16 protein-coding genes are annotated in these 21,544 nt (G+C 38.1%); 8 read left to right on the forward strand and 8 right to left on the reverse strand.

Annotation, left to right across the window (positions count from 1 at the left end):
* Positions 1-1,140, reverse strand: coding sequence for a sterol desaturase family protein (locus tag ASE92_RS02910; RefSeq protein ID WP_056848580.1), 1,140 nt, complete (start codon positions 1,138-1,140; stop codon positions 1-3).
* A 410-nt stretch (positions 1,141-1,550) separates the two neighbouring features.
* On the opposite strand from ASE92_RS02910, the gene lpxK reads away from it, so the two are divergent.
* From lpxK to ASE92_RS02925, 3 genes are read left to right on the forward strand one after another with little or no spacing between them, the layout of a single operon-like run.
* Positions 1,551-2,612 carry a tetraacyldisaccharide 4'-kinase gene (gene lpxK / locus ASE92_RS02915; protein ID WP_056848581.1) on the forward strand — a complete coding sequence of 354 codons (1,062 nt, stop codon included), beginning with the start codon at positions 1,551-1,553 and terminating at the stop codon, positions 2,610-2,612.
* Complete coding sequence (locus ASE92_RS02920) at positions 2,584-3,399, forward strand: purine-nucleoside phosphorylase (RefSeq protein ID WP_056848582.1); 816 nt, start codon at positions 2,584-2,586, stop codon at positions 3,397-3,399. Before lpxK ends, ASE92_RS02920 begins: the two co-directional genes overlap by 29 nt.
* Before the next feature lies 1 nt (position 3,400).
* Positions 3,401-5,398, forward strand: a complete 1,998-nt coding sequence (locus tag ASE92_RS02925; RefSeq protein ID WP_056848583.1) for a putative porin — start codon at positions 3,401-3,403, stop codon at positions 5,396-5,398.
* Positions 5,399-5,465: 67 nt separating this feature from the next.
* On the opposite strand, the gene ASE92_RS02930 is transcribed toward ASE92_RS02925, so the two are convergent.
* Together ASE92_RS02930 and ASE92_RS02935 are read right to left on the reverse strand one after the other, a co-directional pair.
* On the reverse strand, positions 5,466-6,158 hold the full coding sequence (locus ASE92_RS02930; RefSeq protein ID WP_056848584.1) for a porin family protein: 693 nt from the start codon (positions 6,156-6,158) through the stop codon (positions 5,466-5,468).
* Between the two features lie 238 nt (positions 6,159-6,396).
* Positions 6,397-7,578, reverse strand: coding sequence for a hypothetical protein (locus ASE92_RS02935; RefSeq protein WP_056848585.1), 1,182 nt, complete (start codon positions 7,576-7,578; stop codon positions 6,397-6,399).
* 234 nt (positions 7,579-7,812) lie between these two features.
* On the opposite strand from ASE92_RS02935, the gene ASE92_RS02940 reads away from it, so the two are divergent.
* Positions 7,813-8,271 carry a peptidylprolyl isomerase gene (locus ASE92_RS02940; protein ID WP_010601314.1) on the forward strand — a complete coding sequence of 153 codons (459 nt, stop codon included), beginning with the start codon at positions 7,813-7,815 and terminating at the stop codon, positions 8,269-8,271.
* A 73-nt stretch (positions 8,272-8,344) separates the two neighbouring features.
* Positions 8,345-8,887 (forward strand): DUF5606 domain-containing protein, encoded by a 543-nt coding sequence (locus ASE92_RS02945; RefSeq protein WP_056848586.1) that lies wholly within the window; start codon positions 8,345-8,347, stop codon positions 8,885-8,887.
* 56 nt (positions 8,888-8,943) lie between these two features.
* On the opposite strand, the gene ASE92_RS21590 is transcribed toward ASE92_RS02945, so the two are convergent.
* Positions 8,944-9,066 (reverse strand): hypothetical protein, encoded by a 123-nt coding sequence (locus ASE92_RS21590; RefSeq protein WP_255352327.1) that lies wholly within the window; start codon positions 9,064-9,066, stop codon positions 8,944-8,946.
* Between the two features lie 68 nt (positions 9,067-9,134).
* Entirely contained in the window at positions 9,135-9,608 is a 474-nt protein-coding gene (gene rlmH, locus ASE92_RS02950) for a 23S rRNA (pseudouridine(1915)-N(3))-methyltransferase RlmH (protein WP_056848587.1), read from the reverse strand.
* 43 nt (positions 9,609-9,651) lie between these two features.
* Here rlmH and ASE92_RS02955 point away from each other — a divergent pair, with 43 nt between their 5' ends.
* Positions 9,652-11,466: a hypothetical protein gene (locus tag ASE92_RS02955; protein WP_056848588.1), complete on the forward strand. Its 1,815-nt coding sequence runs from the start codon at positions 9,652-9,654 to the stop codon at positions 11,464-11,466.
* Position 11,467: 1 nt separating this feature from the next.
* Here ASE92_RS02955 and ASE92_RS02960 read toward each other — a convergent pair whose 3' ends face one another.
* Positions 11,468-14,011: a PKD domain-containing protein gene (locus ASE92_RS02960; protein ID WP_056848589.1), complete on the reverse strand. Its 2,544-nt coding sequence runs from the start codon at positions 14,009-14,011 to the stop codon at positions 11,468-11,470.
* A gap of 97 nt (positions 14,012-14,108) precedes the next feature.
* Here ASE92_RS02960 and ASE92_RS02965 point away from each other — a divergent pair, with 97 nt between their 5' ends.
* Together ASE92_RS02965 and ASE92_RS02970 are read left to right on the forward strand one after the other, a co-directional pair.
* Positions 14,109-15,446 (forward strand): GH1 family beta-glucosidase, encoded by a 1,338-nt coding sequence (locus ASE92_RS02965; RefSeq protein ID WP_056848590.1) that lies wholly within the window; start codon positions 14,109-14,111, stop codon positions 15,444-15,446.
* A 109-nt stretch (positions 15,447-15,555) separates the two neighbouring features.
* Positions 15,556-15,969 carry a putative signal transducing protein gene (locus ASE92_RS02970; protein ID WP_056848591.1) on the forward strand — a complete coding sequence of 138 codons (414 nt, stop codon included), beginning with the start codon at positions 15,556-15,558 and terminating at the stop codon, positions 15,967-15,969.
* A 191-nt stretch (positions 15,970-16,160) separates the two neighbouring features.
* Here the strand turns inward: ASE92_RS02970 and ASE92_RS02975 are convergent, their stop codons facing one another.
* Together ASE92_RS02975 and ASE92_RS02980 are read right to left on the reverse strand one after the other, a co-directional pair.
* The gene (locus ASE92_RS02975) at positions 16,161-18,440 is read right to left on the reverse strand and encodes an aconitate hydratase (protein ID WP_056848592.1); all 2,280 of its coding nucleotides are present in this window, start codon (positions 18,438-18,440) and stop codon (positions 16,161-16,163) included.
* Positions 18,441-18,631: 191 nt separating this feature from the next.
* Complete coding sequence (locus tag ASE92_RS02980; protein WP_056848593.1) at positions 18,632-21,397, reverse strand: bifunctional aconitate hydratase 2/2-methylisocitrate dehydratase; 2,766 nt, start codon at positions 21,395-21,397, stop codon at positions 18,632-18,634.
* Between the last annotated feature and the right edge of the window lie 147 nt (positions 21,398-21,544).

The following is a 21,544-nucleotide window of genomic DNA, read 5'->3' on the forward strand; positions in this document are numbered from 1 at the left end:
CTATCGGTCACTTCTTTCTTCCATTTTCAAGTCAGTATCAAAAGGACTTTTTGTAAATGGATAAATCGTTTGTTTTACAAAACCTTTCGGGTATTCTGCCTCATGTACCCCAGTTCCTGCAGGCCACTCTTTGCCTGGTAAATAATAGGTTCCGAATATCATATCAATAAATGGAAATATTGATGCGAAGTTGTGACCATAATATTTAGGATCTTCACAGTGGTGCCAATGATGGTATTGTGGTGTGGTAAAAATATACTTCAGCGGTCCGAAATTTATTCTTGTATTGGCATGAATTAGAACAGCATGAATGGCAATGAAGATGATATAAACGTTAAACACAGTAGAAGAAAAACCCAAAATGTATAACGGAATGAAGGTCATGGCCCGGGTAAAGAAAATATCAATAAAGTGGGTTCTGCTTCCTGCTAGCCAATCCATGTTTTGGGTAGAATGATGAATAGAGTGGAAACGCCACAAAGAAACACGTGTGTGGAAAAAACGATGTGCCCAATATTGGAATAAATCTGTGGTAAAAAAGGCCAAGAAAAGTGCCACAATAAATGGCAAGCCTTGAATCCATATATGTAATTTATCTAGACCCATCCAGCCAAAGAATAATACAGCGGGTTTTTGGGTTACAATGCCGAAAAATTGAATAAATAAATGGCTGATTACAAAGTAAGTTAAATCGGTGCGCCATTCCTCGTGAAATTTAGTTTGATCATTATTTTTCGGGAAAAACAATTCCAAAGGAACAAAAATGGCGACCATCAACAGGAGATCCAAGATCATCCAATCTAAGCCAAAGTGCCAGCTGGATTTAGCTACATCTCTACCTTCAACGCTTAATGCGCCCAATATTACCGCCAGTGCTGCCAAAGCAAAACCAGGCCAGCCGTATTTAAGTTTTTTGCTTAGAATGATACTTAAAGCCGCAAAAAAGAATGAAGCTATAACGCCGCCAAGCATCAGCGCTTCCATGCTATTTTTGGTGTAAATTTCACGAAATTCAGGAGTGGTCAGTTTTTCAGGGTAGTGGAAACACAAAATCCCTAACAATGCTAAGGCTGCTAAAAAAATAGAAATATAGCCACTGATTTGGCCTTGACCGACTACTAAACGCTTATTTGGAAACATTAAATTATATGTTGTTAATCAACAATTATACTGAATTTTAAGTATTTATCAGAAACTGAATTTATATTCGTTGTACATTAAAGTTTCATTCAGCCAGTTGAACGTAAATGTGAATACTTTCATTTTGGAATATTGGATCAACTTTGTTACTCTTAGATTTGCGATGATCGGTTACTACAAAATAAGCATCAAGTAGTTAATCAGCGTGTTGCCACCAGTAATTTGCCAGATTTTTTTAGCCAAGATATAGCAAACAGAAAATTTAAAATATTGATGTTAAATCCAGGTTAAAAGGAACATTCTTATCAAAATCCAACAAACCTTTTTGTGTTTTTAGAGGTTGCTTTATAGGGCAGTTTACCAAGAATGCCTCATATTTTTAAATATTCCCTACTTTTGAAAGCACAACTATGTTACTAAAATATCTACGTCTTTTACTTCTTCCTTTTTCACTGATTTATGGAATGGCAATTACGCTTCGTAAAAAGTTGTACGACTGGGGCATTATGCGTGCTGTAAAATTCGATCTTCCTGTTATTTGCGTAGGTAATTTAGCCGTTGGCGGATCAGGAAAAACCCCAACTACAGAATATTTGGTAAGGCTTTTAACTGAATACAAAATTGCAATTTTGAGTAGGGGATATGGCCGAAAAACGAAAGGTTTTATTTTGGCTGATGCAAGTGCAACTGCGGAAACCATTGGAGACGAACCTTTACAGTATTATCAAAAATTCGAAAATGTTACTGTGGCCGTTTGTGAAGATAGGGTAGCTGGAATAGAAAAGTTAAAAGAAAACCACGATTTAATCATTTTGGATGATGCTTACCAACATCGGGCAGTAAGGGCTGGTTTTAATATCTTATTGTTCGAATTCAGAAAATTGGGTACCCTTCAGTTTCTTCTTCCGGCAGGGAATTTAAGAGATCTTTTTGCCTCTCGTAAACGGGCAGATGTTCTATTAGTTACCAAAGCCCCGGTGCCTTTGTTACATGTTGCGCAGCAGGCGTCTATCAACGAGTTGCAACCTAACTCCACTCAAAATGTGTTGCATTCTTATTTAAAATATGGCGAGCTAGAACATTTATACCACAATGAAAGTCGTTCGTTGGAGGATATAAAAGATTTTCAAATTTTCTTGCTTACCGGAATTGCAAATACTGCCCCGCTAATTGACGAGCTTGAGAATTATTCCAAAACGATTAAACATGAAGAGTTTCCAGATCATTATGCTTTCAAAACAGATGATATAAAGAAATTTAAAGCGGCATTTGATGCGGAGGAGAAAAAAGAAAAAATTATCATCACAACAGAAAAGGATAGCAAACGTTTAAAAGCTGCGGGATTTGAAAATATACTGATAAATTTACCAGTATATTTTTTACCCATCGAGGTTGAATTATTTGAAGAAGATAAGATTACCTTTGATGAACTTATTTTAAACTATGTTAAGAGCAATAGAAGAAACCGTTGAGTATATCAAACGTAAAACTGAAAACTTTGCGCCAGAAATAGGCATTATTTTAGGAACTGGATTAGGCGGTTTAGTAAAGGAAATAGAAGTGGAACATCAGTTGATGTATTCAAATATTCCAAATTTTCCTATCTCTACCTTAGAATTTCATAGCGGAAAACTCATCTTCGGCTCTCTAAATGGGAAAAAAATTGTGGCCATGCAGGGTCGTTTGCATTACTACGAAGGTTACAGTATGCAGCAAATCACTTTTCCTGTTAGGGTAATGAAAGGTTTAGGCATAGAAAACCTAATTGTTTCAAACGCTGCGGGCTCTTTAAATCCTGAGTTTAAAAAGGGCGATTTAATGATTATCGAAGATCACATTAATCTTCAACCTGATAACCCATTAAGGGGCTTAATTGAAAGTTCTTTGGGACCGCGTTTTCCCGATATGAGTGAGCCTTATAACCGTTCGATAACTGCGAAAGCTTTAGACATTGCAAAAACTTTGGATATTAAATGCCACAAAGGGGTATATGTTGCCGTTTCTGGCCCGAACTTGGAAACTAAAGCAGAATATAAATATCTGCGTTTAATTGGTGGTGATGCCGTTGGGATGAGTACCGTGCCAGAAGTTATTGTAGCCAATCACGCCGGGTTGCCGGTTTTTGCTATTTCGGTTTTAACCGATGAAGGTTTTCCTGAAGATTTGCAGCCTTTTAACCTTGATGAAATTTTAGAGGCTGCGGCTAAAGCTGAACCTAAAATGACCGAAATATTAACCCGCTTAATTGCTGAACTATAAGATGCTTAAAGTTGTTCAATTCTGCTTTATTATTTTGTTGCTTTCGGGTTTTCAAAAATCTTTTGCGCAAGATTTAAAAACAAATATCAACGATAAATCAGAAGCAGATTCTATTAGAAAAAAACTTGATGCAAAGGATTCTGTCGTTTTTACAGCAAAATTTATTCGCTTTACTAAACTTGGATTAAGCAGGGATAGTATTGTGTTACTGCCGCTAGATACGTCGACGAGGAATATTCAGAACTATAGTCCACTGCTACAGCCGCAAAATCCAACCATAAATAATGGGAACATGGGTTTGGCAGCCCGCCCTTTGCTTTACGAACCCAGTAAACGCATTGGTTTCGATGCTGGTTTTCATTCGTTGGATTACTACGCCCTAACCCCAGAGGATATTATTTATTATCAGGCTCGCTCACCATATACCAGCTTATACTTAGTTAGTGCCGGACAAAAGGAGCAGCTGTTTAAGGCCATTCACAGCCAAAATATTAAGAAAAACTGGAATGCCGGCGTCAATTTCAATAGGGGAGATTCGAGGGGATTTTACAGCAGACAGCGGGGAGATAACTTAAATGTTGCCGTTTTTTCCTGGTATCAATCGCCCAGCAAACGCTATAATATGTGGGCTTCGGCAATTTTTAACACCATGCGGGCTTACGAAAACGGATCAACATTGGATTCGACTATCTTCAATCCGGGCTATAATAAAATCAGCAGAGATGCAGAAACCGTTAAGTTAACCACAGCGAGAAATTTGTATCGAAAGAATACGGTGTTTTTAAAACAAACCTATTACGTTGGCCGGATAGATACCTCTGCAAATTTCAACAGCGCTGTTTTACCCACCAATAAAGTAACCTACACGGTTGAATACAATAACGACAGTTACGATTTTGCTAAAAATGAAACTGATAGTTACGGCGTATTGCCGCAAGGATTTGCAAGTCCAACTTTTACCAACGATTCCACCCATGTTCAACATGTAAAAAATGAATTTCTTTACAGCTTTTTTCTTCGCCCGAAAAATTCAACTGTTATTAAAAATGAACTAAAAGTGGATGCAGGTATTCGCCATGATTATTATCAACACAAATATTTAGGAAATAAAGAAGATGGATCAGCGTATGAACAAAGCCAGTTTGCTTATCAAAACATCACTATTTTAGGAGCCGCAGGTTATCGTTTTACATCGAATATCGATCTGAATTTAGATGTGCAACAAATACTGCAAGGTGAAAACGCAGGCGACTACTTATATGAAGCTAAGAGTAGAATATTGCTCAGTAAATCTGTTGGGAGAATTGAATTAGGTGCTTATGCGCAAAACCAATCGCCCGCTGCAATATTTAACTATTATCACGGAAACCACTACAGATGGGATAACCAAAACTTTAAAAATACAAAAGTTGCCAATGCTTCTTTCAATTTTATTAATGATAAATATGGTTTTACAGCTGGTGCCAAATATTTTTTAACCAGTAACTATTTGTATTTCGCTGCAGATAATGCTTACGGAACAACTGCAATTAAGCCGGTGCAAGAAGGGGAGGATATCAGTTTAATTAGATTCGATATAGCTAAGAAATGGCGTTTTGGAAAGTTTGTTTTAGAAAATTATATCGCTTACCAAAAAACGGATAAGAATGCAATTTTAAGAACACCAGAATTTTATACCTACAATAGTTTTTATCTTGATCAAACCTTTTTCAAAGTATTGAAAGCGAATATAGGTTTTGATGTGAGGTACAATTCCGAATATGCTAATTACTCTTATTCTCCAGCCACAGCACAATTTTATGTGGGCAGCGATCGCGTTTTCAAATCAGAACCTGTTATAGACGTATATATCAAAGCGAATTTAAAACGAGCGAATCTGTTTATTAAATACGATTATGTTAACCAGGGATTATTCTCTCCGGGTTATTATACCGTTAATCGATATCCTATGCAAGATGCTTTGTTGAAGTTCGGAGTGAGCTGGAATTTTTATGATTAGAATTTGAGAGAACAAAAAAGGCGTCTTGATCTACATCCGGACGCCTTTTTTGTTACTATGAGTTGTCTTAGAATGAATAACCAACTGAGAATCCTAACACTCTGTTTCTCAATTTATCGTCATTTGATCTTTGATCTTTAGGTACCAGATTTGATAAACCTAAACCATAGTTAGCACCAACTGAAATTCCGCTATTCAAACGATAAGCCAAACCAAAGTTTGCACCGAAATCGATACTACTTAAATCATCATTAGCATCGCTTCCGAATTCGATATCTCTATCAGAAAAAGTAGATCCAGCAATAGCGCTGTTGGTATAGGTACCTGTAAACTTGTTTTTACCAGAGATATTGAAACCAATGTATGGGCCAGCATTAATTTGGAATGCACCCGCATCTCCGGTTGGAATTCTTAAAACTGCATTAATAGGAACTTCAATAGCCATTACATCTTGTTTAAATGTACCAGTAACTGTATTTCCTGCAATTGTTCCAACACTTTCTAATTTTGCACCTTTATTTTGTAAAGACACTGCTGGTTGAATGAAGAAGTTGTTACCAACTGCGAAATCTCCAAATGCAGTAACGTTATAACCTACATTGCTTTTGTAATCTAAATCTCTTGCGCCAGTACCGCTGTAACTTGATAAATTGACACCTGCTTTTAAACCAAATCTAGCGTCAGAACCAGTCATTGTACTTTGTGCAAATGCGCCTGTTGCTAATAATGCTACTGAAGCACTTAATAATAATCTTTTCATGATATTTTTTCTTTAGGTAAAAGAATTTTTGTTTTCAATGTTAATTATCTGCCACTTGCCAAAAGCTGTGCCAAACTATATGTTGCTGATCGCTTAATCAGTATAAATAATTGGTTAACAGTGGTTTTTATTTGATTTTTATCACTCGAAGTTGTATAGCACTGCTCGCTTGCTCAATGTTTTATTTTGTATACAGAACAGGAATATTCGCTGATAGGAGACAAACTTAGCTGTTAGATTATGTTTTTTGGGGTTTCTTTTTTGCCGCGGGAAACAAAACATTGTTTAATATTAACCGATAACCTGCAGAATTTGGATGTAAATTTAAATCCGTAGGTGGGTCGCCAACGGCATGCTGGTAATCTTCAGGATCATGGCCTCCATAAAAGGTAAATTGCCCTTTGCCTATTTCTCCGTGAAGATAACGTACTTCTGCGGCACCTTTGTTTTCCCCTAAAACAGTTACGCTTGGTTTCACAACCGATTTTTTAAATGCGGTAGTCTGTCCCATGAAACCTTTGATTACCTTATCGTGGTTTTGGGTAAGCATGGTTGGAACCAAATCCCACTTGGCAGAGAAATCAAATAAAGTAAAGTAGTCATTGCTCTGGTTAAGCGATCGGTTTTGGGTAACATCAATATCTGAAAATTCGTAATTCATCGGGTTGTTATCCAATTTGAAATTTTGAAAAGCCAGGCTTTTATTAAAGTCTAATTTCGATTGTGCATTTGGGTCTGCAGCATCTCCATCAAACATTTGGGCGCAAATATCAACTCCATCGGCAGCTAGGGCGATGTCAAAACTATCCGTTCCGGAGCACATGGCGAACATAAAGCCGCCGCCGGCACAATATTCTTTAATGTGTTTGGCTACCGAAAGTTTCATTTCTGAAACTTTTTTGAAGCCTAGTTTTTTAGCCAACCCTTCTTGGTTTTTTACATCCTCCTGGTACCAGGTGGCATATCGAAATGAAGACCAGAAGCGACCGTATTGTCCAGTGAAATCTTCGTGATGCAGGTGGAGCCAATCGTATTTGGTCAGTTTGTCCTGCAAAATATCATCATCGTAAATCACATCGTATGGTATCTCTGCATAAGTTAATACCAGCGTCACTGCATCATCCCAGGGTAATTTACTTTTAGGAGAATAGACGGCGATTTTAGGTGTTTTCTCCAGTTTCACCATCTCCATGTTAACTGATGGATCGCTGATTTCGTTTAAAAGATTAACCACTTTAGCATCAGACACTACTTCGTAAGAAACGCCCCTGATTTTAAGCTCATCTTCAACCGTTTTATTATACTTGATCAGAAAACTTCCGCCACGATAGTTTAATAGCCAATCTACTTCCACCTGTTTGCTGATGGTCCAGTAGGCAATGCCGTAAGCTTTGAGGTGGTTTTTTTGATCTTCATCCATATAAACCAATAACGATGAGGCATGAGCAACAAAACTGCTTAACAGGCAAATGAGTAAGATGTAATATTTATTTTTCAAATCGGTGGAGTGTAAAACACTAAAATACCTCATTTAAACTGTTTAGAAAAATTTAATGCTGTATGAGTTCTACAATTTTGCTATTTTTGCCCTTTACTTTTAAAAACACGGAGTTTTTAAGGTGATCAAAATTTAAAACCAGTACACACAATTGATATGAGTAAAGCAATAATAAAAACTGAAAAAGGAAATATGACTGTTGAGTTCTTTGAACAAGATGCTCCGAAAGCAGTTGCAAACTTTAAAAAATTAGCAAACGAAGGTTTCTATGATGGTGTAACTTTCCACCGCGTAATTCCTGATTTCATGGTTCAAACAGGTTGCCCAAATTCTAAAGATGGTGCAACAGGAATGCCGGGTACAGGTGGTCCGGGTTATAAAATAGATTGTGAGTTAACTGGCGAAAACCAATACCACGATCGTGGTGTGCTGTCAATGGCACATGCTGGCCGTAACACTGGGGGTTCTCAATTCTTTATCTGCCACAGCAGAACAAATACTGCACACTTAGATCGCAACCACACTGTTTTTGGTAAAGCAGTTGAAAATGTTGACCTTGTGGACGATATCCGCCAGGGAGATAAAATTTTAGGAATCGAAATTATTGAAGATTAAATTGCGTTGAGCGTTTGGCGATAAGCGTTTAAACCGCTAAACCCCAACCGCTAAGCGCTTAACAAAATAGAATATGAATTTAAGAGGAATTGTTGCCGTATCTGGCAGACCAGGTTTATTTAAGCTGGTTGGACAAAATAAAGTAGGTTATATTTTGGAGGGTTTGGATGCCCAAAAAACTAAAGTTGTAGCCAATATTACCAATACTAAGTTAGCTTCGTTAGAAGATATTACAGTTTATGGTGAAGAAGAAGAAATTAAATTGGCTGATATTTTTGCTAAAATTTCTGAAAAAGGATCTACTCCAGATTTAAAAGGTGATTTACGTTCGTACTTTTTGGAAGTGGCTCCAGGTCACGATCAGGAAAAAGTATACGCTTCTGATATGAAGAAAATCATCACTTGGTATAACTTATTGAAAGATTTACCTTTGTTTAACGAAGATACACCGGATACTCCAGGTTCTCCGGCTGAGGTTAAATTGGCTGAAGAAAAAGTTGCTGCTGATAAGAAGACAAAATCAACTGCTACTAAAGCATCTGGAAGTGCGAAAGCAACTACAAAAACATCTGCTCCTGCTAAAAAAGCAAGCATGACAAGTAAAAAAGGCGTTTAGTTTTTTTTCTAAATGTTATCTAAAACACCAGGCAAACGCTTGGTGTTTTTTTTGGCTTAAAAGAAATAATAAAGGATCACCACAATAATTAATGAAATGATAATACTGATCCAAAGCACTTTATTGTTGCCACTCTGGTTACTTCTATACCGGTAATTGCGTTTATATTTATCTAACATATCGTTTTATTTTATGATGTTTTTGGAATCCCAATTCCATATTTTATCTCTCGATTCTCTTTTGCAAGTTAGGCGTGATGATAGGGTTCACCTTTCAAAATGCTAAATCCCCGATACAACTGCTCTACAAAAAACAAGCGGATCATTTGATGTGAAAAAGTCATATCAGATAAAGAAATAAGTCCATTTGCCCGCTTGTAAATGGTTTCGTCAAATCCGTACGGGCCTCCAATAATAAAAATTAAATGTTGAACACTGCCAATCATTTGCTTATTCAGGTAATTGGAAAACTCGATTGAAGAATATTTTTTACCTTTCTCATCCAATAAAATAACAACCTCGCCATTATTAATTTGTTTGTGCAGCAATTCAGCCTCTTTTGCTTTCTGCTGCGCCTCGCTTAAATTCTTAACATTTTTCACATCAGGCAAAGGCAAAAATGTAAAGTTTATATAGTGCTTTAATCTATTGATGTATTTTTCAATCCCCTCAATTAAATACTTATCCTCCGTTTTGCCAATGGCGATTAAAGTAATCTTCATTTAATATTTTGCTATCTTTAGAATTTTCTGCCATTCAAAGATAATGTTAAAAACACAAGCACAAATTATATCTGGCTATAGCCAAAAAATTAATGAAGTTACAACTAAGATTGAGACAACAAAAAAGCTTATCGATCAGCTTTCGCTGGTACGAATAGGTCTATTTTTAGCTGAAATATTGTTCTTTGTTTTACTGTTAAATTCTGCCGATGATAACAGCAGAACATTGATCCAATTTGCGTTGCTGCTTCCGGTGATAGGGTTTGTATTTGTGGTAAGGAAACAGGCAAGATTAGACCGTGAAATTGACTATCAAAAGCAATTGTTGTGGGTTTATCAAAACGAATGGAACCAACTGAATGGCAAACCAAATGGTTATGAGGATGGGAAGGTATTTGAATCTGAATCTCATCCATTTTCATCAGACTTAGACATTTTTGGCCGTGCCTCGCTATTTTCTTTGGTAAACAGATGTTATACAAAAACTGGCAAAGATTTGTTAGCAGAGCGTTTATCTCATAAATCAACCAAAGCTGAAATTTTGGCCCGACAAGAAGCCATTAAAGAAGTACAAGAAAAAATTGAAGAAACATTTGATTTCAGAGCCAACTTACACGGTCATAATATTGAAAAAATTGAACAGATTAAAACGCAATTGGCAGGAGATTTGGGACTGCAGCTCGCCTTTGTACGTAAAAAATTGCTGCGAGTTTATGTTGCCGTTGCCCCCTATATTACCTTTGGCTTAGTTTTATCCTCCATTTTTATTGGTGGTTTATCTGGAAATATTTTAGGGCTTTTTGTTTTTATTCACTTAGGCATAAATATCTTTTTAAATTCGAAAATTAATCTGGTTTTTTACAGTTTTGGTGGCGGTTCAGGATTATTAAACAGTTACGCCGAGGCCATAAAGTGGACCGAAAATCAGCCATGGAAAAGCAGCTATATTCTGCAGTTATTTACCTCAAAGATCCCGATAAGTAAAGAAATAAAGACATTATCAAAAGTAATTCAGAAGTTTGATGCAAGGCTAAATCTAATTGTTGGAGGCTTTTTGAATGGGTTATTTCTTTGGGATTTGCAATGTTGTATCAGTCTGGATAAATGGTACCAAAGCTCTTCAAAAGATGTTATTTCGGCACTCAACCATTTGGGTGATTTCGAAGAAATTATCTCGTTGGCCACTTTAGCATATAACCAGCCAGCCTGGGTTTTTCCTTCAATCGATGAAGGTTTTCAATTGAGCGGAACTGAAATTGGACACCCGCTAATTGCTGTTGAGCGAAGGGTTAATAATGATTTCTACCTTGAAGCAAAGCCGACGGTCGACATCGTAACCGGATCAAACATGGCAGGAAAAAGTACTTTTCTTAGAACGCTCGGCATCAATATGGTTTTAGCTTATGCAGGTGGTCCGGTTTGTGCCCGGTCATTACAACTATCTGTTTTTTCCATTAACACCTATATGAGGATTAAGGATTCCCTAAATGAAAGTACTTCCACTTTCAAAGCTGAGCTAAATCGTTTAAAAATGATTTTAAAGAATATCGAACAAGACAAAAATACCTTTGTACTCATCGATGAAATGTTGCGGGGAACCAATAGCAAGGACAAGTATTTAGGGTCGAAGGTTTTTGTGGAGAAGCTTATTGCAGAAAAAACGCCAGGCTTATTTGCCACACACGATTTGCAGTTGGCCGATTTGAAAGAGGATCATCCTACTGCTTTGAGAAACTTCCATTTTGATATTCAAATCATAAACGGAGAAATGGAGTTCGATTATAAACTGAAACAGGGACCTTGTTCTACCTTTAATGCCGCAATTTTATTGAAACAAATAGGCTTAAGCTTAGATTAATTTATCGCAATAGCGTAACCGATCCTGTATATTTAACGGTTGAATTGTTTAAATGAGTTCCGAGAATCACATAATAATAAACACCTGTTGGTAGTTCGGTATTTTTAAAGGTTCCTTTCCAATTGTCGAAGATATTATCGGTAAAAAATACCTGATTGCCATATCGGTTATAAATTTGAATTCTATACCTTTTTAGATTAGTAATACCTACTACAAACTCATCATTTACACCATCACCGTTTGGCGAAAATGCATTTGGTGTAAATATCGACGCTTCTTTCCTTACAATCAAATCGCCTTGAGTGATCGAATTCCAACAACCATTATTTGAAAATGCCGTCAAAGTAATCCTAAAAGTTCCATCCGTTTGGAAGGTATGTGTAGGGCTTTTTTCAGAGGAAAAAGTTCCATCACCAAAGCGCCACTCAAAATAATCTCCAAATTGAGAGGTATTTGTAAAAACGATTGGTGCAGGCACAGAAAACTTGACATTAAAAGAAGGCTCGGTATAGAAACCCGCTATTGGAATTCTGGCAATCGGAGGAATAATTATACTTGTAGGATCAGAGCTGCAAGTTCCTGAAGTGAGTACAATTTTGTATTCTCCGGCTTTGTTGAAATTATTTACCGGTATTTCCACGCTACTGTTGGTTGCCGTAAAATTGTCTGGTCCTGTCCACAGGTAACTCATGTTTTCCTGTTGGGGAACTGAAAGTCTTATTAAATCGTTTATGCAGAAAGCAGGTTTGTTGATCGAAATTTTTGGAATTTCAGGCTTCAACTCTACCAGGATTTCTTGGGTAGCGATAGCTACGCAGCCGTTGTCAGTTTCAATGGTTAACGTAATCGTTTTCAGTCCTGGCGTATCAAAAGTGATTACTTTACCGTTGTTTTCAGCATCGGTATTTGTTCGCACTGATAAACCGAAATCCCATTTAATCTTGGTATAATTTTTAGATGCATTAACAAACGAAAAACGCTGATTCGCTTCACATTTGTTATTTACTACAATAGAGAAGGCCGCCTCTGGTTTCAAATCAACGGAAAGAATTTCCAGTGAATTTTCTTCGCTAGTGCAGTCTCCAACCTGTACGAATAATTTATAAATTCCTATGTGTTCAGGCCCAACGTTCGTTATCGCCGGGTTTCGTTCAGTAGAAGTGAAGCCATTTGGTCCGCTCCAGTGATAAGTGGCAAGGCTCAGAAGCGGTGTTGAAAGTTGAAGAACATCACCTTGGCATAAGGTCATATCAGATGCAGTGATAGTGGGTTTGTCTGGCGTTTTGGCAACAATGAAATTTTTGGTGGTTATCACACTACACCCATTGCTTCCTTTGGCTTCGAGCACAACAACTTTTTCTCCTGGCGTGTTGTAGGTGATGGTGTATGGGCCAATGCCATCCGCTGTTGATAGACTTGCGCCTTCACCAAATGACCATTTTAATTCTGCATAATTAGTGGCAATACTTTCAAATACATAAGCCTGGCTATCTGTACATGGATTTAACTTCTCTACAGCTATTTCAGCACTTGGTCCTGCTAAATCTGCATCGCCCCCAAATTCTAAGGTGAAGCCATTGTTTCCGCTAGAAAAATTATCAATCAAAATAGCATAGGTATGCCCTTCAACCAAATCCACATATTTAACAAAACCATTTTGTCCAGCCGGACAACCAGAAGCTTCTGTTAAGTCGGTTTCCGTCATACTTAGCCCAGTTTTATAGTATGTAGGCGTACATTGAACCCCGCTGCCGGCAGCGCAACGAATGGCATTTGATGCATTTACCATGCTACAATCTCCATTTAGCCCTAGATCGTAAAATATCCAATCAATATCATTGGTAGTTACAGTTGGCGTAATTACAAAAGTAAAAGATCCCGCTTTGGAAGCCTTAAACATATACCAGGCCGAATTCGATTCTGTTCCTAAGCATGTACCTGCAGATTCATTTCTATTCGAACCTGTGCCTGTAACATTTAATTGTGTAAAGGTTTCTTTTGAACACAAAATTGAAACTGTACCGCAATCTTGCCCCGGTTTTAAGGGAGGAAAATAATTATCTAAGCACAGTTTGAAACTTCCCACCTGATCATTTTCTGCACTAACACGTACATAATAAATTTGTCCGAGCTCCAGTGCTCCCTTATAATAGGTAGTAACATTGGCAGAAGTAGTAGAAGTACCAATCATCTCACTAATTCTTGTTGTAGAAGGATCAAAAGCATACAACGCAATTAAGGGACTTATCAAAGTATTGGTACTGCTCGAATTAACCAGGCCACTTACTGAAATATTGACATCGTATTTTGTAGCGGTAAACTTAAACCAAACATCTTTTCCGGTTGCTACCCAACTTGTAGGTTTATTATAGATAGTCGATGCGGTGGCTTCAATGTTACTATATGCCGCATCAACGCTACAGAATCCGGTAGTGTTCGGGATGTTTATCGCATTTGTTAGTTCATCATTTATTGGCGGAGAAAAATTTGCCCAAAGTTTTGAGCAAAATATTAAAAATAAAAAGAGAATTAATGAAAAGCGCATCAGTAAAACTATTAAAAAATGTTTTCTTTTTGTGCTGTAATGTAAGTTAATGTTTTGTTAATATTAAAGTTGCAACTTGAGGCGGTAAGATAAGACTATGATTAAAGCAAGTGATTTTGGATCAGACTTTCTATGGGGAGTAGCTACAGCCGCACCACAAATTGAAGGTGCTTCCAGTTCTTATGGTAAGGGGCCGTCCATTTGGGATAACTTTTCCAATCGAAATGGAAAAATTAAAAGTGGACATAAAATGAATGTTGCCTGCGATTTTTATCATCGTTATCAGGAAGACATTGCTTTAGTGAAGTTGTTGGGGTTTAAGATATTCAGGTTTTCCATTGCATGGTCGAGGATTTTACCTGCTGGCAGAGGAGAGGTTAACCAAGAGGGATTACGCTTTTACCATCAGGCAATAGATGAATGTTTAACCCATGGAATTACGCCTTATATCACGCTTTATCACTGGGATTTGCCTCAGGCATTGGAAGATGAAGGTGGATGGACCAGTTTCAGTATCAATGCAGCCTTCAATGCATTTGTAAGTATTTGTGCGCTCGAATATGGCGACAAAGTCAAAAACTGGATTGTGTTGAATGAACCTTTTGGTTACACTTCACTGGGATACATGCTAGGCATCCATGCGCCAGGAAAAACTGGATTGAGCAATTTTTTTCCAGCCGTTTTACATACTGCTCTAGCACAGGCAGATGGTGGGAAAATTCTGAGGGCAGAGGTCAGGAATGCCAATATCGGGACTACGTATTCTTGTTCTGAAATTATTCCGCACACGCAAAGCGATAACGATTTATTGGCTGCTAAGCGTGTAGATTGTTTGATGAATAGACTTTTTGTAGAGCCGGCACAAGGTTTGGGCTTTCCAACTGGAGATTGGGAAGTTTTGGAGAAATTTCAAATGGAATATGGAAGCTGGCGTTTGCAAGACAGGATGAAATTTGACTTTGATTTTATTGGTTTGCAGAACTATTTTCCACTAACAATTAAATACAATGCATTTATTCCGGTAATTCAAGCCTGGGAGGTAAAAGCCAAAAGCCGTAAAAAACCTCACACCGCAATGGGCTGGGAAATTAATGCCAACAGTTTTTACAATATTATAATGCAGTTCGCTGCTTATCCAAACATTAAGAATTTGATGATTACCGAAAATGGAGCCGCCTACCATGATAAGGTAGACAATGGCAATATTGTAGATGCGGAGCGGATTGAATATTTTAAGATTTATCTGGAGGCTTTACTTAAGGCAAAAAGAGATGGAATTAACATCACGGGTTATATGGCCTGGACGTTGATGGACAATTTTGAATGGGCTGAAGGCTTCAACGCCAGGTTTGGACTTGTTCACACTGATTTTAAAACATTGAAACGCACCATCAAATATTCGGGTTATTGGTGGCAGGAATTTTTGAAAAACTAAGGCTGTTTTCCCGCAGATCTTCGCAGATAAGAAACGCAGATTCAAAAGATCGGAGAGAACTGCGTCTTATCTTTTTTAAATCTGCGGGGAATATGATTAACTTGAACACATGAACGACAAGACCATAGTTTATAGCACTTACTACGATCCAATGGAAGCCAACATTATCAGGGCTAGATTAGAAGATTCTGGTTTTGCGTGTTTCCTTGCCGATGAAAATGTGGCCACGATAAACCCGCTCTACAACCAGGCCATAGGAGGTATTAAGCTTATCGTTTTTGAAAGGGACGTTGAAGCGATTAATAAGCTGTTGTTAGAAGATCACCAACTTGAAGATCTTGATAACCAAGTTGCAGAAAAACCCATGGCTGAAGAGCCAGTCATTTGTCCAAAATGCGGATCTAAAAATCTTCACCGATCAGAAAAAAGGTATAATAAATTTAACCTATTCGGAATATTTAATTATCGGTTACCGAAAATAGAAGTGATCCGATGCCTTGATTGCGGTCATGAATTTGAGTAGGTCTTCTCGCAGCCGTCTAAGTAAGTAAATCCGATATCCGCGAAAAGCTCCCGATTTTCTTCGGGGCTTGTAGCGTTAGCGGGACCGAAGCTAACCTAAGATTTACTGCAATTGCTTTTCAAAGATAAAGGAGCAAAGATCTATAGTTACAGAACCTATATTTATTCTTTGCTCCTTTATCATTGTTCTTTTTAAAGTCCAGCTTTCGCTGCGGCTTCAGCTCTAATGATATTTAACGCACCACCCGCTTTAAACCAGTCGATTTGCTGTGCATTATAACTGTGGTTAACTGGGAAAGATTCCTCAGTTCCATCTGCATGGTGTAAAACCAAAGTGAGCGGCTTATCTGGAGCAAACTCTGTTAACCCTAAAATATCGATAGTATCGCCTTCTAAAATTTTGTCGTAATCGTCTTTATCAGCAAAAGTTAAACCTAACATTCCCTGCTTTTTCAGATTGGTTTCGTGGATACGGGCAAAAGATTTTACCAAAACTGCACGAACTCCAAGATGACGGGGTTCCATAGCAGCATGCTCACGTGAAGAGCCTTCGCCATAATTTTCATCACCAATAACGATAGATCCGAAACCTGCCGCTTTGTAATCGCGTTGTGTTGCCGGAACAGGACCATATTCTCCTGTCAATTCATTTTTAACACTGTCCGTTTTATCGTTGAAGTAATTCACCGCACCGATTAACATGTTGTTAGAAATGTTATCTAAGTGACCGCGGAATTTTAACCAGGGACCAGCCATGGAAATATGATCTGTTGTACATTTTCCTTTAGCCTTGATTAAAAGTTTTAAGCCTTTTAAATCTGTGCCTTCCCAAGGTGTAAATGGATCAAGCAATTGCAAGCGGTGAGAGGTTGGAGAAACTAAAACTTCTACCTTTGAACCATCTTCTGCTGGCGCCTGATAACCTGCATCTTCAACCGCAAAACCTTTAGTAGGTAATTCAAAGCCGGTAGGAGGGTCTAATTTAACTTGTTCACCTTTATCATTTGTCAGCGTATCTGTTAATGGGTTAAAACCTAAATCACCTGCAATTGCAATGGCAGCAACCATTTCTGGCGATGCAACAAAGGCATAAGTGTTGGGGTTACCATCGGCACGTTTTGCAAAATTTCTGTTAAACGAGTGAACGATCGTGTTTTTCTCTGCCTTTTCTGCACCAGTTCTATCCCACATTCCAATACAAGGGCCACAGGCATTCGTAAAAATTGTGGCGTCTAAATCCTCGAAGGTTTTTAAATAACCGTCCCGATCGGCCGTGTAACGTACCTGCTCAGAACCAGGATTGATGCCAAAATCAGCTTTCGTTACCAAACCTTTTGAAATAGCCTGGTTAGCGATGGATGCAGCTCTTGACAAATCTTCGTAGGAAGAATTGGTACAAGAACCAATTAAGCCCCATTCCACTTTCAAAGGCCATCCGTTTTTCTCAGCCTCTACTTTCATCTGCGAAACCGGAGTAGCCAAATCTGGCGTAAACGGACCGTTTAAGTAGGGTTCTAATGTATCTAAATCAATTTCGATAACCTGATCGAAATAGTTTTCAGGGTCAGCATATACTTCAGCATCACCTGTTAAATATTCTTTTATTTTATTGGCTTCGTCAGCTACTTCATTACGATCAGTTGAGCGTAAGTAACGTTCCATGCTTTCATCGTAACCGAAAGTAGAGGTGGTTGCACCGATTTCAGCACCCATATTGCAAATGGTACCTTTACCTGTACAGCTTAAGTTGATTGCACCATCGCCGAAATATTCTACAATTGCACCGGTACCGCCTTTAACAGTTAGGATACCTGCAACTTTTAAAATCACATCTTTTGCTGCGGTCCAGCCGTTTAATTTACCGGTTAACTTAACACCGATTAATTTAGGAAATTTAAGTTCCCAAGGTAAACCCGCCATCACATCGCAAGCATCGGCACCGCCAACACCAATAGCAACCATGCCCAAACCACCAGCATTAACGGTGTGTGAGTCGGTTCCAATCATCATTCCGCCAGGGAAAGCATAATTTTCTAAAACTACCTGGTGAATAATACCTGCACCTGGTTTCCAGAAACCGATACCATATTTATTGGATACAGAAGATAAGAAATCAAAAACTTCAGCACTTTCTGTTCTAGCATGAGGAAGATCTATCGCTGCACCTTCTTTAGCAGTAATTAAGTGATCGCAATGAACCGTTGAAGGAACAGCAACTTGTGGACGACCGGCTTGCATAAATTGCAGAAGTGCCATTTGTGCGGTAGCATCTTGCATTGCAACGCGGTCTGGAGCGAAATCTACATAATCAGTTCCACGAGAAAATGATTTTTTAGGATCGCCATCCCAAAGGTGGGCGTATAATATTTTTTCTGATAATGTTAAAGGTCTGCCTACAATTTTACGGGCCGCATCTACACGCGGGCCGAAATTTGCGTAAACCTTCTTAATCATGTCTATGTCGAAAGCCATACTTTATTTTTTTAAAATTATTGTCAATTCCAATACAAACTAAATTAAACATTTTTTGACAGACTTATTTTTATGATTTGTCAAAAAGTATAATTTAAAAACATTCTATGCTGTTTTTGCATAATTAAAGAGGCTATCCGATAAGTCAGACAGCCTCTAATTTAATAACAATAAATGCAGATTTTTGTTTCTTATAATTTGGTAGAAACAGGGGTAAACTTGGTTAAGTTAATACCTTCAACTGCAGTTTTATATTCTTCGATACTTGGAATACGACCTAAAATTGCAGAAAGAACGACTACAGGGGTAGAAGCCAATAAAGATTCGCCTTTTTTGCCATCTCTATCTTCTACCACACGGCCCTGGAACAAGCGGGTTGAAGTTGCCATTACGGTATCTCCTTTTGCTGCTTTTTCCTGGTTACCCATACATAAGTTACAGCCCGGGCGCTCTAAGTACATAATGTTTTCATATTCTGTACGGGCTGAACTTTTCGGCAATGCATCGCTAAATTCAAATCCAGAATACTTTTGTAGGTATTCCCAATCGCCTTCCGCTTTTAATTCATCAATGATATTATAAGTAGGGGCAGCAACCACTAGCGGAGCTTTGAAAGAAACTGTTCCTGTTTTTTGCTCTACATTTCTTAACATTTGCGAAACGATTTTCAAATCGTCTTTGTGAACCATGCAAGATCCAACGAAGCCAAGGTCTACCTTTTTATCGCCTCCATAGAAAGTTAAATCTCTGATGGTATCATGGGTGTAGCGTTTAGAAACATCAACATTATTCACATCCGGATCGGCAATCATTGGCTCTTCAATCAGATCCAGATCAATAATTACCTCTGCATAATATTTCGCATTATCATCTGGCATTAAAGCCGGTTTGATGCCTGTTTTTATTTCCTCAATACGTTTGTTTGCTTTGTTGATTAAACCTTGTAGCACCTGGTTATGGTTGTCCATACCTTTGTCTATCATGATTTGAATCCGATTTTTGGCAATTTCTAAAGATTGAATTAAAGTATCATCCTGCGAAATGCAGATAGATGCTTTTGCTTTCATCTCTGCTGTCCAATCGGTAAATGTAAAAGCCTGATCGGCTAATAAAGTTCCAATGTGAACTTCAATAATACGGCCCTGGAATACATTTTCGCCATCAAATTGCTGCAACATTTGTAATTGAGTCGCATGCACCACATCACGGAAATCCATGTGCGCTTTCATGGCGCCTTTGAAAGTTACTTTAACCGATTCAGGAATTGGCATCGAAGCTTCACCAGTTGCCAGCGCTAATGCCACAGTACCAGAATCGGCACCGAAAGCCACGCCTTTAGACATACGGGTGTGCGAATCGCCACCAATAATGATTGCCCATTCGTCAATGGTAATGTCATTCAGTACTTTATGAATCACATCAGTCATTGCATGGTATTCACCTTTTGGGTCGCGGGCGGTTATTACACCAAACTCATTCATAAATTTCATCAATTTAGGAATGTTGGCTTGCGCTTTCTTATCCCACACAGATGCCGTATGGCAACCCGATTGGTAAGCGCCATCAACAATTGGTGATATAACAGTGGCAGCCATTGCTTCTAACTCCTGGGCGGTCATCAAACCGGTGGTATCCTGAGAACCAACGATGTTTACTTCCACACGAACATCAGAGCCAGCGTGTAAAATTTTACCTTGAGTTAAACCTACGGCATTTCTGTTGAAGATTTTCTCTACAGCAGTTAAACCTTGGCCTGCAATGGAAACTTCTTTAGCTGGGGCAAAAACAATTGGAGCTTCAATACCCAAAATTTTAGCGGCGAAAGTTTGGATTTTTTTACCAAATACAATAGCGTATGAACCACCAGCTTTGATAAACTCCATTTTTTGCGGAGTTAGCGCTTTTGAAATATCAATTAATTCAAATTCGCCGTTATATAATTTTTTTGTTCTGGTATTGATCGTCAGTACAGTGCCTGTTTCAATAGAATAAACCTGTTCTAAGATAGGCTCATCGTTTTCATTGCGGATCACGTTGCCATTTTCATCAATCTTTTTTACCCAATTTTTAAGGTCGATACCAATACCACCTGTTACATCAACTGTGGTAAGGAAAATTGGGGAAATGCCATTAGTACCACCAACAATAGGTGCAATGTTTACAAATGGAATGTAAGGACTAGATTTTTTACCTGTCCAAAGTGCTACATTGTTTACCCCCGACATGCGAGAAGAACCCACACCCATCGTACCTTTTTCAGCAACCAACATCACACTTTTATCCGCATGCTGTGCCTGCAAAGCTTGAATTTCTTCCTGAGCTTCTGGCGTAATCATGCACTTTCCATGTAATTCTCGGTCAGAGCGGGAGTGTGCCTGATTTCCTGGAGATAATAAATCTGTAGAAATGTCGCCAATACCAGCAATAAAAGTTACTACTTTAATTTCTTCGGCTACCTCAGGGAGTTTTGTGAAAAACTCAGCTTGTGCATAGCTTTCCAAAATCTCTTTAGCGATTTCATTTCCATTATGATAAGCCTCTTTTAATCGATCTGTATCTGCATCATATAAGAAAACCTGTGTTTTAAGCACATTAGCAGCTTTATGGGCTTTATCGCCATTATCCGCCAAGGCGATATCTAATAAAACTTTGATGGAAGGACCGCCTTTCATGTGAGATAGCAGTTCGAAAGCAAAATCTGGAGTAATTTCTGCAACTACCGCTTCACCTAAAATTATTTCTTTTAAAAACTGTGCTTTTACAACTGCTGCGCCAGTGGTTCCGGGCAAAGTATTGTAGATGAAAAAATTAACAGCTTCTTCTCTGTTAAAATTATTTACATTTTTAATTTGCGTGATGATTTCACTCAGCAGCTCAGCGCCATCAATAGGTTTAGGGTGAAGACCTTGAGCTTTTCTGTCTTCAATCTCCTGGATATAATCGTTATAAATACTCATCTTAGATATTTTATTCTCTTTCTTGTAGGTTCAGGTAGCGAAAATGCTTATTTCCTGTCGTGTGAAAAAGAATATATTTTTGTAAATTAATTTGTGTTATTGAGCCAATTAAGCTCAATATTTTGGTCAAAACAAAAATAGCAAAAA

This window comes from Pedobacter sp. Leaf41 (assembly GCF_001422545.1).
Taxonomy (GTDB): Bacteria; Bacteroidota; Bacteroidia; order Sphingobacteriales; family Sphingobacteriaceae; genus Pedobacter.

What these genes read in the sequence shown, in the direction of transcription:
- ASE92_RS02910 (WP_056848580.1), bottom strand. Translation starts at nt 1,140, where the DNA reads ATGTTTCCAAATAAGCGTTTAGTAGTCGGTCAAGGCCAAATCAGTGGC.
- lpxK (WP_056848581.1), top strand. Translation starts at nt 1,551, where the DNA reads ATGTTACTAAAATATCTACGTCTTTTACTTCTTCCTTTTTCACTGATT.
- ASE92_RS02920 (WP_056848582.1), top strand. Translation starts at nt 2,584, where the DNA reads ATGTTAAGAGCAATAGAAGAAACCGTTGAGTATATCAAACGTAAAACT.
- ASE92_RS02925 (WP_056848583.1), top strand. Translation starts at nt 3,401, where the DNA reads ATGCTTAAAGTTGTTCAATTCTGCTTTATTATTTTGTTGCTTTCGGGT.
- ASE92_RS02930 (WP_056848584.1), bottom strand. Translation starts at nt 6,158, where the DNA reads ATGAAAAGATTATTATTAAGTGCTTCAGTAGCATTATTAGCAACAGGC.
- ASE92_RS02935 (WP_056848585.1), bottom strand. Translation starts at nt 7,578, where the DNA reads ATGGATGAAGATCAAAAAAACCACCTCAAAGCTTACGGCATTGCCTAC.
- ASE92_RS02940 (WP_010601314.1), top strand. Translation starts at nt 7,813, where the DNA reads ATGAGTAAAGCAATAATAAAAACTGAAAAAGGAAATATGACTGTTGAG.
- ASE92_RS02945 (WP_056848586.1), top strand. Translation starts at nt 8,345, where the DNA reads ATGAATTTAAGAGGAATTGTTGCCGTATCTGGCAGACCAGGTTTATTT.
- ASE92_RS21590 (WP_255352327.1), bottom strand. Translation starts at nt 9,066, where the DNA reads ATGTTAGATAAATATAAACGCAATTACCGGTATAGAAGTAACCAGAGT.
- rlmH (WP_056848587.1), bottom strand. Translation starts at nt 9,608, where the DNA reads ATGAAGATTACTTTAATCGCCATTGGCAAAACGGAGGATAAGTATTTA.
- ASE92_RS02955 (WP_056848588.1), top strand. Translation starts at nt 9,652, where the DNA reads ATGTTAAAAACACAAGCACAAATTATATCTGGCTATAGCCAAAAAATT.
- ASE92_RS02960 (WP_056848589.1), bottom strand. Translation starts at nt 14,011, where the DNA reads ATGCGCTTTTCATTAATTCTCTTTTTATTTTTAATATTTTGCTCAAAA.
- ASE92_RS02965 (WP_056848590.1), top strand. Translation starts at nt 14,109, where the DNA reads ATGATTAAAGCAAGTGATTTTGGATCAGACTTTCTATGGGGAGTAGCT.
- ASE92_RS02970 (WP_056848591.1), top strand. Translation starts at nt 15,556, where the DNA reads ATGAACGACAAGACCATAGTTTATAGCACTTACTACGATCCAATGGAA.
- ASE92_RS02975 (WP_056848592.1), bottom strand. Translation starts at nt 18,440, where the DNA reads ATGGCTTTCGACATAGACATGATTAAGAAGGTTTACGCAAATTTCGGC.
- ASE92_RS02980 (WP_056848593.1), bottom strand. Translation starts at nt 21,397, where the DNA reads ATGAGTATTTATAACGATTATATCCAGGAGATTGAAGACAGAAAAGCT.